This window comes from Emticicia aquatilis (assembly GCF_014644295.1).
Lineage (GTDB): Bacteria > Bacteroidota > Bacteroidia > Cytophagales > Spirosomataceae > Emticicia > Emticicia aquatilis.
Genome location: NZ_BMKK01000004.1, coordinates 83,484 through 101,365, shown reverse-complemented (window position 1 = coordinate 101,365; position 17,882 = coordinate 83,484). Strand labels below are relative to the sequence as shown.

Genomic DNA, 17,882 nt, shown 5'->3' with positions numbered 1-17,882 from the left:
GTTGAATAAAACTTAATCAACATGATAACTAGTCTCGAACAATTAGACCTCACAAAGGCTTATACCTTTAAAGATTATCTTTCGTGGAAGTTTCAGGAGAGGGTTGAGTTATTGCGTGGTTATGTTGCTAAAATGTCGCCTGCCCCAACGAGTACACATCAAATAATAAGCAGTAATTTACATTATAACTTAGGGTACTTTTTGCAAAAGAAGCCTTGTAAAGTTATAGCAGCTCCTTTTGATGTCTATTTACCATCAATCAAAGGAGAAGGAGAAACTGTTGTTCAACCAGATTTGTGTGTAATATGTGATACCACAAAAATAAAAAAGCAAGGTTGTGTTGGAGCTCCTGACTTAGTTATTGAGATATTATCGCTTGGCAATTCCCGTAAAGAAATGACTCAAAAATTTCAGATTTATGAACAAGCTGGAGTTAAAGAATATTGGGTTGTTTATCCTTACGAACAAGTAATTCATCAATATAAATTAGAAGGTGATACTTTTCAGGCATTACCTATTGCTGAAAAAACGATAAAAAGTCAACTATTACAAGGCTTTGAAGTAGATATGGATACGATTTTTGACACAATCGTTGAATAAAGAATCATATAGAATAAATTAAATGAATATCATATCATTTCCACAACGCTCCGAATGGAAGCAACTTCTTGCTCGTCCTGTGCAAGAAATGGCTGAAATTGAGCAAAAAGTATTACCAATTCTTCAAAAAGTAAAACTCGAAGGCGATACTGCACTTAAAGAATTTGCACTCAAGTTCGATAAAATTGAAATCACCGATTTTCAAGTTTCGCAAGAAGAGATTGATGCAGCAGAAAGTCAATTATCCGATGAACTGAAAGAAGCGATTCAGCAAGCATACAATAACATTCATACTTTTCATAAAGCTCAAAAACAAACGCCCGAAGTTATTGAAACGATGGAGGGCGTAAGATGCTGGAGGAAAAGCGTTGGAATTCAGAAAGTCGGATTTTATATCCCAGGCGGAACAGCTCCACTTTTCTCAACGGTTTTGATGTTAGGTATTCCCGCACAAATTGCTGAGTGTCAAGAACGAATTTTATGTTCTCCGAGCAATCATCCCGCTATTTACTATGCTGCAAAATTGGTTGGTATAACTAAAGTATTCAGAATAGGAGGGGCTCAAGCAATTGCCGCCATGGCTTACGGAACCGAAACAATTCCGCAAGTTTATAAAATTTTCGGACCAGGAAACCAATACGTAACAGCCGCCAAACAATTATTGAGCAAAGAAGGGGTAGCGATTGACATGCCGGCTGGCCCATCGGAAGTTGCTGTTATGGCAGACGATTCGGCAGTTCCATCGTTTGTGGCTTCTGATTTACTTTCTCAAGCCGAACATGGTGCCGATAGCCAAGTTTTGTTAGTTTCTACAAGCAAAAAGTTTGTTTCGGCAGTAAACTTGGCTGTTTCTGGGCAGTTAAATCGTTTGCCACGGAAAGACTTAGCGGCAAAAGCAATAGAAAACTCAAAAATAATTCTGCTCGAAAATCAACAAGATTGTGTCGATATGCTCAACGAATATGCTCCTGAGCATTTGATTTTAGCGGTTGAAAATTTTAATGAAATTGGTGAGCAAATCATCAATGCAGGTTCGATATTTTTAGGAAATTATACCCCAGAATCTTGCGGTGATTATGCTTCGGGAACAAATCATACATTACCAACCAATGGTTATGCAAGGGCGTACAGTGGTGTTTCGGTAGATAGTTTTGTGAAGAAAATTACTTTTCAAGAAATTACTAAACAAGGGATTTTGAATATCGGTAGAACGGTTGAACTGATGGCCGAAGCTGAATCATTAGAAGCTCACAAACGTGCAGTGACATTGAGGATGGAGAGTTTGTTGAGTTAAGTTAATCACGGAAGACTTCCCTCAAAGGGAAGTCTTCCGTAGAACCATCGTAGATTTATTTGGCAGAAAACTTATAAACTGTTGTTGTTTGGTAAGTTTCATTAGGTTTTAAAACTGTACTCGGAAATTTTGGCTGATTGGGTGAATCAGGGTAGTGTTGTGTTTCTAAACAAAATCCTGTTCGGAATTTATAGTTTACTCCTTTGCCAGCCGGAACACCATCTAAGAAATTTCCTGTGTAAAACTGCACAGCTGGTTCGGTCGTTAAAACTTCCATTACTCGGCCAGAAGTTGGCTCATAGACTGTTGCTATGCTTTTCAAAGTTTTGCTCGAATCAGTTGCAACCCAACAGTGGTCATAACCTTTCCCATATTTGATTTGCATATCTTTTGCATCATTGATTCTTGCACCAATTTTGAATGATTTCGTAAAATCGAAAGGGGTTCCTGCTACTGCTTTCAATTCGCCTGTTGGGATTAGCGTCTCATCAACTGGCAAAAACTTATCAGCATTAAGCATCACTTCATGGTCAAGGATTTCTTTGCTAAAATCGCCAGTGAGATTGAAGTAAGCATGGTTGGTTAAATTTACAACTGTTGGTTTATCGGTAGTTGCTTTGTAGGCAATTTTTAATAAATTATCCTTCTGCAAAGTATAGATTACCTCTACATCCAATTTCCCAGGATACCCTTCTTCGCCATCCGCTGACGTGTAAGTGAGTTTTAGTTGAGGTTCTTCGCCATCAATTGGAGTCGCTGTCCAGATTACTTTATCAAAGCCTTTTTTTCCACCGTGTAGAGCATTTACACCATTGTTTTGTGCCAAAGTATATTGTTTGCCGTCGAGTGTAAACTTACCTTTAGCAATTCTATTTCCATAACGGCCAATCAATGCTCCGAAATATGGTGAGCCTTTTAGATAACCACCTAAAGAATCGCAGCCGAGTGCTACATCTGTGTATTTGCCGTTTTTATCTGGTGTTGACCAATAAGTGATAATTCCACCGTAATTAGTAATCTTAACTACCATCCCACTACTATTTTTTAGTGTGTAAAGGTCAGCCGCTTCGCCAGTTGGTAGTTTGCCGTAGCTTGTTTTTTCAATTTTGTTAATTGTGGTAGTCGAATCACTTGTGGTACTTTCTGCTTTTTTTGAAGTGCAGTTTTGGAATAACAAGGCACTACACAGCAAAATACCAAGAACTTTTAGTTTCATAATTTAAGGAAGAGTTTAAGATTGGATTGATAAAAAAATACGGTGTAAGTTAGCACATAATGGCTATTCAATCAAAAAAATATTGTTTTTAAATCTGCCGCCAATGAAAGTCCTCCGTCGAATAATCAAAATAACCTCTTTTATTTCCTTTTGCATTTAGAAAAACAAAATCCATCGCAAAGGCTTTAGACTCAACTACACAAAAATTCTTTCGTGCGAAATCGAGCAACTCTGACTCAACATCTTTCTGATTTACGTCAATAACTTCGGGCTCAGCTATAATACTGCCTGACTTAGCTTTTGTGGTATAGCACATTCTACTGGCTAATCTTGAGTTGTTCCAAGCCATATCGGCTATTTCATCATTATAATGTATTTCTGCTTTGGTATATATTCTGAGTTGAAGTTTGAGTTCGGCATCATAAAACAACCAACTTAGGGAACTATTATGATTGAGATGCTCAATTTTTTCGGAACGAATATCGGTATGGAAACGGAGTTTTTTTTCTTCAATATTGATATTTCTTAAAACTACTGTTCGTTGTTCGGGAAAGTTATTACTAATTGTAGCGACATAAGCTTGATGAAATGGCGATTTTGCAGTTTTGACGGATTGTTGGAGTAAAAGCCAAATTTGTTTTTCAATTTCAATTAAATCGTTTCCTAAAAGTGTTTCTCTCATGAAAAGATGGACTGGTATGTAATTTTTGATAGTTGTAAATGATTTAGAATTGAAACTGACTGTTGAGAAAGAATGTTTTTGAAAATAAAAAAAGTCTGATAACCTTATGATTATCAGACTTTTAGCCTTTGTGGAGACGCAGAGAGTCGAACTCTGGTCCGAACATGGCAATCGACGAGCCTTCTACATGTTTATTCGGTCTTATTTATTCGAGAACAGGTCGGTGTCCGACATACCAAATCTATTCCTTAGAAACCTAAATACTAATTACAAACAAGTTCCCCGCAAGTAATCGCCTCTGCAAGGTCGACACCCCGAACTCCCCAGCGGCAGAGGTTAGCCAAGGCGGGATGTGGCTAAATGGTTAATTCACTCCGGAATTAAGCAGCCATGGCATACGAAGTATTGCCAGTTATTGTTTGGAAGAATTTTTAACAGGAGATTCTACCAACTCCCGACATGCTTTTACTCGCAACCACTCACGCCGTCAAAACCGGTCGTCCCCGTTGCATATTTACAAATGCAAAAGTACACTTTTTAGTTCAATTTTGCCAACTAAAATTTTTTTGAAAAAAAACGGCGTAGGCCGCAAGTTTTTCAAATTAATTTCGTCTAATAAGAAGCAAGCCTACAAAACTGCACTTTTTGACCGTTATTTTTACTTAATTAAGCACCCCAAAACTGAATTTATATTTTGATAAAAGTTTACGTTTAATTGAAATTTATTACCAATCACTCTTAAATCTAATCAAAATATGAATGTAAAATCAAGTATTTTATGGGCTTCACTATGCTTTTTAGCTTCGGTTTTTATCGCTTGTCAGAAAAACGAAGAATTAATTCCTACTGTCAGTACTGCTAATCAAAACAATTCAGAAACCGCCGCATTTCGAGTAGACGCCACAGCTTCTACCGAAACCATCGCTCTTGGAAAAGCTTTATTTTGGGACCCAATTTTATCGGGTAAGCGAGATGTCGCTTGTGCTACGTGCCATCATCCTGCCAATGGCTATGCCGATAATCTTGATTTATCTATTGGCGTAAATGCGGTTGGTTTAGGTGCAAACCGACATTTTTTGAGTCCAAATACTTTTGCTTTTGTTAAACGCAACGCTCAAACTATTCTCAATACTGCTTTCAATGGCATGGATGCCAACGGAAATGTAAATGCAGCAACCGCCCCAATGTTTTGGGACTCGAGAGTTCGGAGTTTAGAGGCACAGTCAGTCGAACCCATCAAAGCTCTTGAAGAAATGCGTGGAAATGCCTATTCAGAAGCCGTGGCATTGGATAGCGTTGTGGCTCGTTTAAAACGTATTCCGCAATATCAACAATTATTTCAAAGTGCTTTTGGTAATGCCCAATCTATTACGGCAAGCAATATGGGAATTGCGATAGCTGCCTTTGAACGAACTTTGGTGGCGAACAATTCGAGAGTTGACCGCTATAAGGCTGGCGAAACATCTGCTCTTTCAGCTTTGGAAGTAAGAGGAATGAATGCTTTTCAGACTGTTGGTTGTGCCAATTGTCATTCAGGAAATATGTTTTCTGATTATCAGCTCCATGTGCTTTCGGTACCTGATAATACAAAAAATGCCCAATCTGATGCAGGAGCAAATAATACTTATGCGTTTCGTACGCCGAGTTTGCGAAATTTGAAGGTGACAGCACCTTATATGCACAGTGGCGTTTTTCAAACTTTAGATGATGTGGTTAGATTTTATGGCAGAATTGCAGGAGGAAATTCGCAGAATAGAAATGTTGCGGTTCGACAAATTGACCCACGAATCAGAAATTTAAGAATTGGTAATAACCAAGCAGCGATTGTGGCTTTTATCAATGCTTTATCGGATGATAATTTTGATAAGTCAGTACCAACAAGTGTACCGAGTAGATTGAGTGTTGGAGGTAATATCAGATAGAACAAAAAAGGCTTTCGTGTAATCACGAAAGCCTTTTTTGTTTAGTTTATTCAAACATCAAAACTTCATCGAAAGCCCAATACGCTTTCTTGGAATATCAATTTCCATCACTTTTACTTGGACTTTTTGATGCACCTTCACAACTTCGTTCGGGTCTTTAATGAAACGATTGGCCATTTGCGAAACGTGAACCAAGCCATCTTGATGCACGCCCACATCAACAAAACAGCCAAATGCTGTTATGTTGGTTACGATTCCCGGAAGAATCATGCCTTCTTTCAAATCTTCGATGGTATGCACATCCGAAGCAAATTCAAATGCTTCGAGAGCCTCGCGTGGGTCACGGCCTGGTTTTTGAAGTTCAGATAAAATATCGTTTAGTGTTGGTAAACCAACTTTATCTGTCACATAATTTTTAAGAACAATTTTTGATTTAAGTTGTTCATTACCAATGAGTTCGGCTACTTTTACTCCTAAATCTTTTGCCATTTTTTGCACAATAGGGTAGGTTTCTGGGTGAACCGCCGAATTATCGAGTGGATTTTCAGCACCACGAATACGCAAGAATCCCGCACTTTGCTCAAATGCTTTTGCACCCAATCTTGGTACTTTCTTTAACTCTTCTCTCGAACTGAATGCTCCGTTTTTTGCTCGATATTCTACGATATTTTGTGCCAAAGCAGGCCCTAAGCCCGATACATAACTTAAAAGGTGTTTACTGGCAGTGTTCAGCTCAACACCAACTAAGTTTACGCAACTTTCAACTACCGAATCGAGGCTTTCTTTGAGCATTTTCTGCTCAACATCATGCTGATATTGCCCAACTCCAATAGATTTTGGGTCGATTTTTACGAGTTCAGCCAGAGGGTCCATTAATCTTCTACCAATCGAAACCGCTCCTCTGACGGTTACGTCTTTGTCAGGAAATTCTTCACGAGCAATTGGCGAAGCTGAATAAATGGATGCTCCTTGCTCCGAAACCATGTGAACGGCTGCTTTCAAATTACCGTTTTTCACAACTGATTTTACTAATGACTCTGTTTCTCGGCTGGCGGTGCCGTTACCGATGGCAATCGCATCAATTTTATATTCCAAAACCAATTTTTTAATAACGGCTTCGGCTTCCATTTGCTTGGTCATCGGATAAATGACTGTATCATAAATCAAATCTCCCTGTTCGTTGAGGCAGACAGTTTTACAACCCGTCCGGAAACCTGGGTCGATACCTAAAACTCTTTTTTGTCCGAGTGGCGAAGCCAATAATAGTTGACGGAGGTTCGTTACGAAAATCTTAATGGCCTCACTATCAGCTTTTTGTTTGGATATATTACTAAACTCGGTTTCGATACTTGGTTTCAAAAGTCGGTCGTAAGAGTCGCTGATTGCTTGTTCAACTTGTTCTTTGGCTTCAGGTAAACCTTTCAAATAAATTCGGTCGAGGGCATCAACGCCACGCTCAGTTTCAATCGAAATATCAATCGACAAAAATCCTTCTTCTTCGCCACGACGAAGTGCCAAAAGTCGATGTGATGGGATTTTTGATAATGGCTCAGAAAATTCGTAATAATCTTGGTATTTGATACCGTCTTCTTTTTTGCCTTTTTTTACTTTAGAAGTGATAATTGCTTCACGCTCAAATAATCTTCTAACTGCATTTCGGGCCTGAATATCTTCGTTAATCCACTCAGCCATAATATCTCTTGCTCCTTGAAGTGCCTCTTCCACACTTTCAACCTTATCATTCAGATATTTTTCGGCAATGGCTTCGATATTTCTATCTTTTTGAGCGAAAATAATCTTAGCCAAAGGTTCGAGCCCCTTCTCGATGGCAACTGTTGCTCGGGTTTTACGTTTTTGTTTATATGGTAAATATAAATCTTCTAACTCATTGAGATAAAGAGCATTATTGAGTTTTGTCAATAACTCAGGTGTCATTTTGCCTTGCTCTTCAATCGACTTGATAATTGCTTCACGACGTTTATCGGCTTCCAAAAACTTATTGTAAAGTTCCTTGGTATCGGCCACTTGCACTTCGTCCATGCTACCTGTCATTTCTTTTCTGTATCGAGAAATAAACGGAACAGTAGCACCTTCATCTAATAAACTAATGGTGTTTTGAATACTCTTTTCGGGTACGCCCACGGTTTGGGCAATAATTTGTATTTGTTTTGTGGTCATCGTTCCAACCTTTTTTATAAAATCTGAATCTTATAGCTAAATAATAATTCACAAAAATCTGATTAAATTATGAAAATGCAACTTGTTTTAGTGATGATTCTTTCCACATTATTCCTTACAAATTGTGAAAAAGAGAGCAATTCGGTTGATAGTCAGGCGACTATGAACGATTACGTAGTCAATTATGGCACAAGTTTCGGGATGTGTGTTGGTCCGTGTCGGAAAGAAATGAATTTACTAAATGGCGAAGTCAGTTTTACAGTTTTCTACACTGAAGGTAGAGGTGCAACTGGCGGAACACCAAAAACATTTAAAGAATCGCTTGATGCAACTTTACAAAATTCGCTTATTAAAAGTATTGATTATGAATCATTTAAAAAACTTAATGAAATATTTGGTTGCCCAGATTGTGCTGATGGTGGTGCCGAATGGGTAGAAATTATGAAAGGCGATTCAAAACACAAAGTGACTTTTGAGTTTGGAAAAGTACCAAAAGAAATCGAAAGTTTAGTGACTGTTTTACGAGAAAAAAAGGTTTACTTTGAAGAAAAATATTTGAAGTAAAGTATGTATGATATAATCGTTGTTGGTGGAGGTGCCGCTGGATTTTTTGCTGCAATTAATGCCGCAGAAAAGAAGAAAGGCTTAAAAATAGCAATTTTAGAGCGTGGGAGAGATGTTTTGCAGAAAGTTAAAGTATCGGGGGGAGGGCGTTGTAATGTTACGCACGCCTGTTTTGAACCCGAAAAACTGGTAAAGTTTTATCCACGTGGCGAAAATGAATTACTTGAGCCTTTCAAAAGATTTAACCCCACCAACACGATTGAATGGTTTGAGAGTAGAGGGATAAAGATAAAAAAAGAAGCAGATGGAAGAATGTTTCCAGTAAGCGATTCTTCACAGTCGATAATTGATTGTTTACTCGGTGCTGCTCGCCTAAATAATATTGAAATACTGACCAATTCGAGAGTTGAGTATTTTGATTATATGCCAAATGAGCATTCAAACTGGAAACTTCGTGTAGCTGGAGATAGAATTTTATATACTAAAAAATTAATGATTGCCACGGGAAGCGACACGGCTGTTTGGATTTTACTGGAAAAACTAAAAATAAAAATTGTTGAGCCAGTTCCATCGCTTTTTACATTTAATATAAAAGACGAAAAACTTGCTGATTTAATGGGCCTTTCGGTACCAAACGCCATTATTAATATACAAAAAACACAGTTTGAAAGCAATGGCCCAACGTTAATTACACATTGGGGGCTTTCGGGGCCGGGAATTTTGAAATTATCAGCGTGGGCAGCAAGAGAATTGAATGCCTCAGCATACAAGTTTTCGATTAAAGTAAATTGGCTGGGTGATAAAAATATTGAGGCGGTGCGTAATTATCTGCACAATCAAATTAATACACAGCAGAAAAAGAACGTAATGGCTAATGCCGAGTTTGGCTTGCCGATTAGATTATGGAAAAATCTGTGCAATGCTGCTCAGATTGGAGAGTTTCAGAAATGGGCTGAAACTGGTAAAAAACATATCCAAAGATTGGTTGAACAACTTACTGCCTGTACGTTTGAAGTGAATGGTAAAAGCACCTTCAAAGAAGAATTCGTTACCGCAGGCGGGGTAGATTTATCAGAAGTAGATTTTGAAACGTATAGTTTGAAGCAATATCCAACTTTATTTATGGCTGGTGAAGTGCTAAATATTGATGCCATCACTGGAGGTTTTAATTTTCAAGCAGCTTGGACTGGCGGTTGGATTGCGGCCCAAAATCTATGATTTTTTCTTGCGTCCAGCTTGCAGAATTTCAGAGAAAATAGATTTTTCATTAATATCATCGAGAATAATGGCTTCTTGAAGGATTTCCTTAAAAGAAGCCTCTTTCTTTTTAAAATCTTCTAAATCTCTAAATGTAACTCCGTGAATAAATTTGCGTTTTTTCGATTCTAATAAGCCTTGCTCATTCGACATCTGAAAGCCACGATGAAACCCAACTTCAATACCAGCATTTTTCTTCAATACAACAAAATAACAAAACTCATTTTTTACCCCAAACATAGCAGTATTAAACATAAAACGCTCTATCATTTTAGGGTGAGCATTGAGGATTGTAACCCTCAGTTGAGACATTAATGTTGCAATCAAGGGTTCTTGACTTTCAATAAAATTTTCTATGGAAATGTATTTATTCATTGGTTAGTCGTGTTTTGTTATAAATGAACCAATAATCATACCGCCGGTGCTTGCCAATAGGCCCCAAATCATTGATGGAATTTCGGTTTCGTAGAACTCAAAGAATGTCCAAACGCAAGTTCCCAAAGTCATTGAAAGAATTGCACCGAGTGCGTTTGCTTTTTTCCAGTAAAGCCCAGCCACTAAAGGTACAAATAAGGCTACGAGACTCAAAGCCGATGATTCGCCTACTAATTCGTAAATTTCAGATTTGTAGAGCGATAGTGCTACACCAATCAAAGTGATACCGATTACAGATAATCGCATGATATGGAGTAATTTTTTATCACTAACTTTTTCTCCGTAAATCGGTTTGATTAAATTTTCACCCAATACCGTAGCAGGAGCTAAAATAGCTCCACTGCAAGTACTCAAAATTGCTGATAATAAAGCCCCAAAAAATATAATTTGCATTCCAACTCCCGAGTGCTTTAAAACTAAAATTGGAATAAGCATTTGAGAATCGCCTTGCTTGAGGTCTGAGTACAAGATTGTTCCGCAAAGAGCAATGATAAGCGGCATCGAGGCAACGGTTAGGTACATCAAAGCTGACCAATATGCACTTTGTACGGCAACTTTTTCAGACTTTGCCGAAAGTGTTCGTTGAAAAACATCTTGTTGTGGGATTGAACCCCAACCGATAGTTATCCATGCTGCAAAATATGTTATCCAACTTGTAAGAGAATTTTCTTTTGGGGTAAATCTGAAAAAATCGGGGGATGTTTTGGCTACTATTTGTTTGATTCCGCCCACTTCTCCAATGAGTTCGAGCATTAAAACCAACATACCAATAATAATAATGGCCGTCTGAATGGTATCTGTTATGGCAACTGACCACATTCCACCTACATAAGTATAAAAAAGCACAACAGATGCACAAATAGCAATTCCCCAAACAAACGGTACATCGGCAATTGATTGTAAGACGATAGCCAAAGCGACCAATTGAGCTGCAATCCAACTAAAATAAGATGGAATCATAAAAATGGCTGAAATCCATTCTACTTTTTTATCGTATCTGATACTAAAATAATCGCTGAATGTAAGAATATTTAATTTATAGAGCGGCCGTGCAAAGAACATACCGATAAGCAGCAAACACAGAGCTGCACCAAAAGGGTCTTCGATAACACCCAAAAGCCCGTGTTCTACAAATTCAGAACTTGCTCCCATGACTGTTTCAGAGCCAAACCAAGTTGCAAACAAACCAGATGCTACTACGTATGTAGGCATTCGTCGGCCGGCGATAGCAAAGTCGTTGGCGGTCTTCACAAATTTTGAAGCATACCAACCAACAAAAATTGTGAGCAAAAGATAAAGAATTATGAAGCTAATCAGCATTTAATTGGCAAATTATTTGATTTGTTCTTAGTTTTATGCAAAAATCATAAAAAAAATGCAATTCAATGTGACTTTGCTTTTATATTACAGTCATTATTTATATTTTTCGCAATAGAAACCCAAATTTTAATTTATTACGCAGCTGTGACCCACCTTATTGAACGATTTACAGAGATTTTAAGAAAAGGCAAGTACAATTCACAAACGATAGCCGCTTATCGAAATGCTATCTTTGTGTTTTATAATCATTTTCGAGATTTACCACAGAGTAAAATTACCGAAGAACTGATTGCCGCTTATTTAGTTGACCTTGGTGAAAAAAAAGGAAGTAGTTTGGATGCTTCATTACAAGCAGGAAAAGCAATTAAACTATTTTATGAAGTTATTTTCAATCGAAAATTAGGTATCAAAGCTAATGGAGAGTCGAAAAGTGATAGCTTACCCGAAATTTTAACCGAAAAAGAAGTTGCTAAAATTATTTCGGTTTTAGATAATTTAAAGCATAAAGCTTTGATGTCTATTATTTATGCAGCAGGTCTGAAACTGAGTGATGTATTGAACATGAAAATTTCGGATGTTGATTTTGATAAGAAAGAAATCATAGTATCTCCTTCAAAATCCGAAAAGGGCAGAACTTTGATGCTTCCGAAAAAATTAGTACCAATTTTGAAAGCCTACATTGAGAAATATAACCCTCAAGACTTGCTTTTTGGAGGAGAAAATGGGAAAACGTATAGTCCAAGGAGTGTACAGTTGGTTTTCCAACAAGCAATGAGTAAATCAAAAATTGAAAAAGATGCTTCGGTGCATACACTACGACATAGTTATGCCGTGCATTGTTTAGAACGAGGAATGGATATACATTTACTACAAGAAATATTAGGACATAAATACTTACAAACTACGGCAATTTATAACCAAATTGCTCAAGTAGAACTCGTAAATATACGCAGCCCATTTGAAGACCTTGATGTATAGTTCTGAATTTTGAGTGCTAAGTTCTGAGTTAGTTATGTCAATGATGTAACTAACTCAGAACTCTAAACCACAGCGGCGGACCGCTCAGAATTCTGAACCCCAATCAGTCTTCCATGCTGGCTTCTTTCAGCACAATTGTTTTCTTTTTCATTGAGCCTGCTTCTAAATCGGCCAATTCTTGGCGATTTTTGGCAATATCAATGGCCATATAGATGGCATTCAACATTGAAGATTCGTCTGCAATGTTTTTTCCTGCAATATCGTAGGCTGTACCGTGGTCAGGCGATGTGCGTACTTTGGGCAAACCTGCCGTAAAGTTTACACCATTTTCAAAAGCTACCATCTTAAATGGCATTAAGCCTTGGTCGTGGTACATGGCCAAAACTGCATCATAATTTTTCCAAGCGGCAGTACCAAAGAAGCCGTCGGCAGGGAATGGCCCAAATACCAAATTTCCTTTTTTCTTATACTCAATAATCGCTGGTTCAATTATCTCTTTTTCTTCATTTCCTAAAAGACCATTTTCGCCAGCGTGTGGATTTAAACCAAGTACTGCAATCTTAGGTTTTTGTTTCCCGAAATCACGAATCAAAGAAGATTTTATTTGGTCTAATTTGGTGATTATTAGTTCTTTACTTATATTTTTCTTTACTTGCTCTAATGGTACGTGGGCAGTAGCAACACCTATTTTGAGGTCTTCGCTTACCATAAACATCAGTTCCTTATTTTTCACACCAAAAGCATCTGCTAAAAACTCAGTATGCCCTGGAAACTTGAAATCATCACTTTGGATATTATGTTTGTTTATCGGAGCCGTGACTAAGGCGTCTATTTTTCCAGCTTTTAGGTCTTCAACCGCTCTTTTTAATGATTCAAACGCTAATTTTCCAGCATCTTGAGTAACTAAGCCTGGTTGTACTTCAAGCGATTGGTCGCTCATGCAATTAATTACATTTACTTGCTTATGATTGATTTGCTCAACCTTATGGATAGTAAAGAATTGCCAATCTTTTACATCCATTAACTGGCGATAACGGTTAATTACTTTACCAGAACCATAAATTACAGGAGTACAAATTTTATTTAGTCGATTGCCACCGACTGCTTTTATGATAACTTCAGGGCCAATACCATTGAAGTCACCGATGCTTATACCAATAATTGGTTTTTGAATTTCGCTCACTTTTCGACAGAATTTAAAAGATTTTAGGACAAACAAGATTATTTTTTACAAAAAATAATACAAAACTATGTCTATCCAATACTGAACCTTAATTTTGCTGCAAGTTACTGACAATCATATTATAAAAAAAGTCCTGTGAATACAAACAACGTTATGAATAAAGGTTTGGTGTTAATAGCCGACGAAATGCACCCGAGTTTGATGCCTATGCTCGAAAAAATTGGCTATAAAACAGACTATCAACCGAAAATTACGAGAAGCGAAATTATTGAGAAAATTGGTAATTATGATGGTTTAATTATTAGAAGTAAAACTTTTGTTGATGCCGAATTATTGACGAACGCTAAGCAATTAAAGTTTATTGGAAGGGCAGGAGCGGGACTCGATTTGATTGATATTGCATACGTAGAGTCAAAAAATATAGCAATTTTTGCTGCTAACGAAGGAAACCGTGTAGCAGTTGCCGAACACGTACTTGGAATGGTACTTTGTTTGATGAACAATATTTTAATTGCCGACCGTGAGGTTAGAAATGGAATTTGGCAACGAGAAAAAAACAGAGGCTATGAATTGATGGGAAAAACTGTCGGTTTAATTGGCTACGGAAATAATGGTAAAGAAACGGCAAAACGATTTAAAGCTTTTGGGTGTAAGGTTTTGGCCTATGATAAATACAAATCTAACTTCTCGGATGAGTTTGTTTCGGAGGCTTCTATGGAAATGATTTTTGAACAAGCTGATATTGTAAGCCTTCATATTCCGCTGACAAATGAAACCAATAAATTGGTGAATGCTGAATTTTTATCAAGCTTCAAAAATGATATAATTTTGATAAATGCAGCCCGTGGTGAAATTGTGTCTTTGCGTGCGGTAGTGGAGAATCTCGAAACTGGGAAAATCAAAGGGGCTTGTTTGGATGTTTTAGAAAATGAAAAGTTACAAAAACTTTCAACAGAACAACAAGCTGATTTTGAAAATCTAAGTTCGTCGGAGCGTGTTATTCTCACTCCGCATATTGCAGGATGGACGTTTGAGTCTTATGTGAAGATTAATGAAGTATTGGTTGAGAAAATAGCGAGCTTAATATGAGAAAGTTGCGTGTTATGAAATAGAAAATAATTGGTAATTTGTGGCTACGAACATCAATAATTCTATCTATTTCAACGACTACAATGAAAAAACTACTTTACTCGGTACTATTCTTATGCTCTGTCATTTTTAATCTTACTGCTCAGAGTTTTACGGTAAGCTCAAATAAAAGATTTATTCTGAAAGAAAATAAACCGTTTGTTTGGGTTGGTGATACAGCTTGGGAACTTTTTCATGCCCTTGACCGAGATTCTGCTACTTATTATCTAAATAAAAGAGCCGAGCAAGGATTCACAATTATTCAAGCTGTTGCATTAGCTGAATTAGATGGCTTAAACTCTCCAAATGCTTATGGCGACAAGCCTCTGATAAATAATGACCCTACGAAACCCAACGAAGCATATTTTAAGCACGTTGATTTTATTATTGACAAAGCCGCAGAAGTAGGTCTTACTATTGGTCTTCTGCCCACATGGGGAGATAAGGTATTTAAAGACCGATGGGGTAATGGGCCAGAAATTTTTGATGCTGAAAACGCTAAAATCTATGGTAAATGGATTGCTGATAGATATAAAAACCGAAAAAATATTATTTGGATTTTGGGTGGAGACAGAAATCCTCGTGCTGGCTCAGAAGATTTGGCTATTTGGCGAGCAATGGCCAGTGGCGTTGCAGAGGCTTACGGTGGCAACGATAAAGTTTTAATTACTTTTCATCCGCAACCTAACAAAGAAGGTGCGAGTGAGTGGTTTCATAACGATGATTGGTTTGATTTCAATATGTTTCAAACAGGGCATTGCCGTGACAATGATGTGTATAACCGTATAGCAGGTTCGTATGAGCGTCCTAATACAAAACCTGTTGTTGATGGAGAGCCAATTTATGAAGACCACCCAGTGTGTTTCAATGCCAATGATTTAGGTACAACTAATGCTTACGATGTAAGAAAAGCTATTTATTTGGATGTTTTTGCTGGTGCCTTTGGTTTTACTTATGGCTGCCATGACATTTGGCAGATGTATCGCTCGACCGCTGCTCCTGTCAATGGCCCACATATTTTCTGGAAAAAAGCACTTGACTTACCTGCGGCAAATCAAATTAAACATTTAAAACGATTGATTGAGTCAAGGCCAATCTTAGACCGAATCCCCGACCAATCATTGATTGTAGAAAGTAATAATTCGGCATACGAGCGTATTCAGGCCACACGTGGCAATGACTATGCTTTTGTTTATTCGGCAATAGGCAAGAGTTTTACTGTAAATATGGAGAAAGTATCTGGTAGTCAGTTAATTGGCTATTGGTTTAATCCCAAAAATGGGCAAGTCAAAGAAATTGGATTCTTTTCAAACAAAGGTAAAACTCAATTTACGCCACCTACAAATGGATATGGACAAGATTGGGTTTTAGTTTTAGATGATATTTCTAAAAAATATCCAAAGCCGTAATAAATTTTTTGGCCACATCTAATCGAAATATAAAATTTGATTAGATGTGGCCAATTTTTAAATCGACAGATTCCTAACGGCGTTTTTTTCTACTACTTTCTTCTTCCTCTTCTTCTTCTTCTTCTTCTTCTTCTTCTTCTTCTTCGTCTTCTTCTTCTTCGTCTTCTTCGTCTTCTTCTTCTTCGTCTTCCTCTTCATCGTCTTCCTCTTCATCGTCCTCGTCCTCCTCTTCGCTGTCTCCGTAAGTAAAGCTATAATTTTCTTCTATCGCATATTCTTCGCAAAGAGTTTCTAAATCCGCAATAAAGTCATCGGGATTTTCGGTTAGAATTTCAAAATTATTAATGTAAGTATATTCTACTCCATCTTCTTCTTGGGCTTCATAGTCGAAATAGAAATCTTCTTCGCTTTCGACGTATTCCATACAAAGTTCTTCTAATTTTGTGGCAAATTCCTCCGTATCTTCGGTTTCAATCCAAAAATCAGTTACGTAAATCATTCCATCAACAGCAAAGTTCGATTCTTCAGAATCATCCCAAACTCCTTCACTGAAATCAAGGTTTTCAACAGACTTAATTATCCAAGAATCATGTCCGTTAAATTCCTTGTTCATCATATAGTCATAAGGAATATAGCAGTAACCTCTGTCGCCCCAGTCTTTTCCCCATGAATTTCGCACAATAAACACGTTATCTGGGTCGGAGTAGCCTACACATAGCATTGCGTGCCAGCCGTGTGTTTCACGGACATTATCTGATGGTTTTGGCATCGGTACACGGCCTTTATTTTTACAGGCACTATCAAACGACTCAAATGTATTCAAGCAAAACGAAATTGGATACCCTTCAGCAAGCGTTTGTTTCCATAAATCGAGTTTGGTTTCGATATATTCAGCATCAACGATTTTGAAATTAGAACCGTGGTCATAAGCCGACTGGTCAGGTTCATCAAGAATCATTGTTTCATCATTGGGCCATAGTTCTTCGGAGCAAGCACCATATTCTTTTAAACCCTCAATAGCCTTATACATGATAGAACCACAGTCTTGATTTTGTGCATCTTCCAGATAACGTGCGTTGTAGTAAATATATAAGCGGCTTACGTCGGCCGAATCTCCATTATTTCTTTTCGCTAAATATTCGTAAGCTCCTGCAAAGGCATTAGCAACACAACTGTTACCTACTTGCATTTCTACTTCAGTGAGGTGTTCTCTTAAATCTACTTTAGAAGGTAATTTGTCAAATTTCCCTGATTCTTTTCTGTTTACATTTGCGGGTATAGCTCCCGCACGATAACCACCAATTCGGTTTTCCATGGCTTTTTTTAAGTTTTTAAGTAATTAGGTGTCAATTTTTTTCAAAAATATAAAATTCTTAAATACTAATGATATTTCAACTTTAAAAGTTTGTTGGCTGACTTTGATTCCAAAAAATTGAAGAGTGTTAAATGCCTTAGGATAGAATTGGGGCTATCTGAAAAGCAAGTTTTGTAGTGGGAATTATATCACAAATATATTCAGAAAAATAGTTGAACCATTCGTGTGTGTAAGATGCTACACTTTTGAAAAAGCAGGTGTTAGAGCATTTGATGTTTTGTTATTTAACCTTAAATTGTTCGTTTTTTTTTTCAAAAATAAAAACTTATTAAACGGATACAAATAAATAATTTTACTCAAAAAATGAGAATTTTATACTGAAAAATAACCAAAAATAAGGT

Annotated in this window: 15 protein-coding genes and 1 other RNA gene; 8 read left to right on the top strand and 8 right to left on the bottom strand. The window is 37.3% G+C overall.

The genetic code is table 11. The annotated features are described in order from the left end of the window. The first annotated feature begins 21 nt into the window (after window positions 1-21). Window positions 22-600: a Uma2 family endonuclease gene (locus tag IEX65_RS10555; protein WP_229250625.1), complete on the top strand. Its 579-nt coding sequence runs from the start codon at window positions 22-24 to the stop codon at window positions 598-600. 22 nt (window positions 601-622) lie between these two features. Next, complete coding sequence (hisD, locus tag IEX65_RS10550) at window positions 623-1,894, top strand: histidinol dehydrogenase (protein ID WP_188766026.1); 1,272 nt, start codon at window positions 623-625, stop codon at window positions 1,892-1,894. Between the two features lie 55 nt (window positions 1,895-1,949). On the opposite strand, the gene IEX65_RS10545 is transcribed toward hisD, so the two are convergent. From IEX65_RS10545 to ssrA, 3 genes are all read right to left on the bottom strand, one after another. Continuing rightward, on the bottom strand, window positions 1,950-3,110 hold the full coding sequence (locus IEX65_RS10545) for an aldose epimerase family protein (protein ID WP_188766025.1): 1,161 nt from the start codon (window positions 3,108-3,110) through the stop codon (window positions 1,950-1,952). A gap of 88 nt (window positions 3,111-3,198) precedes the next feature. Further along, a complete protein-coding gene (locus tag IEX65_RS10540) occupies window positions 3,199-3,792 on the bottom strand; it encodes a pyridoxamine 5'-phosphate oxidase family protein (RefSeq protein ID WP_188766024.1) in 594 nt (197 codons plus the stop codon). 128 nt (window positions 3,793-3,920) lie between these two features. After that, window positions 3,921-4,297, bottom strand: a transfer-messenger RNA (tmRNA) gene (ssrA, locus tag IEX65_RS10535). Between the two features lie 250 nt (window positions 4,298-4,547). Here ssrA and IEX65_RS10530 point away from each other — a divergent pair. Further along, entirely contained in the window at window positions 4,548-5,714 is a 1,167-nt protein-coding gene (locus tag IEX65_RS10530; protein WP_188766023.1) for a cytochrome-c peroxidase, read from the top strand. A 57-nt stretch (window positions 5,715-5,771) separates the two neighbouring features. Here the strand turns inward: IEX65_RS10530 and IEX65_RS10525 are convergent, their stop codons facing one another. After that, on the bottom strand, window positions 5,772-7,892 hold the full coding sequence (locus IEX65_RS10525; RefSeq protein ID WP_188766022.1) for a Tex family protein: 2,121 nt from the start codon (window positions 7,890-7,892) through the stop codon (window positions 5,772-5,774). 69 nt (window positions 7,893-7,961) lie between these two features. Here IEX65_RS10525 and IEX65_RS10520 point away from each other — a divergent pair, with 69 nt between their 5' ends. Both IEX65_RS10520 and IEX65_RS10515 read left to right on the top strand, forming a co-directional pair. Further along, on the top strand, window positions 7,962-8,456 hold the full coding sequence (locus tag IEX65_RS10520) for a hypothetical protein (protein WP_188766021.1): 495 nt from the start codon (window positions 7,962-7,964) through the stop codon (window positions 8,454-8,456). Between the two features lie 3 nt (window positions 8,457-8,459). After that, a complete protein-coding gene (locus tag IEX65_RS10515; RefSeq protein WP_188766020.1) occupies window positions 8,460-9,674 on the top strand; it encodes a BaiN/RdsA family NAD(P)/FAD-dependent oxidoreductase in 1,215 nt (404 codons plus the stop codon). Here the strand turns inward: IEX65_RS10515 and IEX65_RS10510 are convergent. Continuing rightward, the gene (locus IEX65_RS10510) at window positions 9,669-10,088 is read right to left on the bottom strand and encodes a DUF1801 domain-containing protein (protein ID WP_188766019.1); all 420 of its coding nucleotides are present in this window, start codon (window positions 10,086-10,088) and stop codon (window positions 9,669-9,671) included. The genes IEX65_RS10515 and IEX65_RS10510 overlap by 6 nt on opposite strands. Before the next feature lie 3 nt (window positions 10,089-10,091). Then, a complete protein-coding gene (locus tag IEX65_RS10505) occupies window positions 10,092-11,468 on the bottom strand; it encodes a high affinity choline transporter 1 (protein WP_188766018.1) in 1,377 nt (458 codons plus the stop codon). A gap of 144 nt (window positions 11,469-11,612) precedes the next feature. Between IEX65_RS10505 and IEX65_RS10500 the strand changes: the two genes are divergently transcribed. After that, window positions 11,613-12,446 (top strand): tyrosine-type recombinase/integrase, encoded by an 834-nt coding sequence (locus IEX65_RS10500; protein WP_188766017.1) that lies wholly within the window; start codon window positions 11,613-11,615, stop codon window positions 12,444-12,446. A gap of 103 nt (window positions 12,447-12,549) precedes the next feature. Here the strand turns inward: IEX65_RS10500 and pdxA are convergent, their stop codons facing one another. Continuing rightward, window positions 12,550-13,629 (bottom strand): 4-hydroxythreonine-4-phosphate dehydrogenase PdxA, encoded by a 1,080-nt coding sequence (gene pdxA, locus IEX65_RS10495; protein ID WP_188766016.1) that lies wholly within the window; start codon window positions 13,627-13,629, stop codon window positions 12,550-12,552. A gap of 153 nt (window positions 13,630-13,782) precedes the next feature. On the opposite strand from pdxA, the gene IEX65_RS10490 reads away from it, so the two are divergent. Next, window positions 13,783-14,718, top strand: a complete 936-nt coding sequence (locus IEX65_RS10490) for a 2-hydroxyacid dehydrogenase (protein ID WP_188766015.1) — start codon at window positions 13,783-13,785, stop codon at window positions 14,716-14,718. Between the two features lie 83 nt (window positions 14,719-14,801). Beyond that, a complete protein-coding gene (locus tag IEX65_RS10485; RefSeq protein WP_188766014.1) occupies window positions 14,802-16,166 on the top strand; it encodes a glycoside hydrolase family 140 protein in 1,365 nt (454 codons plus the stop codon). A 73-nt stretch (window positions 16,167-16,239) separates the two neighbouring features. Here IEX65_RS10485 and IEX65_RS10480 read toward each other — a convergent pair whose 3' ends face one another. After that, the gene (locus IEX65_RS10480) at window positions 16,240-17,481 is read right to left on the bottom strand and encodes a C1 family peptidase (protein ID WP_188766013.1); all 1,242 of its coding nucleotides are present in this window, start codon (window positions 17,479-17,481) and stop codon (window positions 16,240-16,242) included. Window positions 17,482-17,882: the final 401 nt, after the last annotated feature.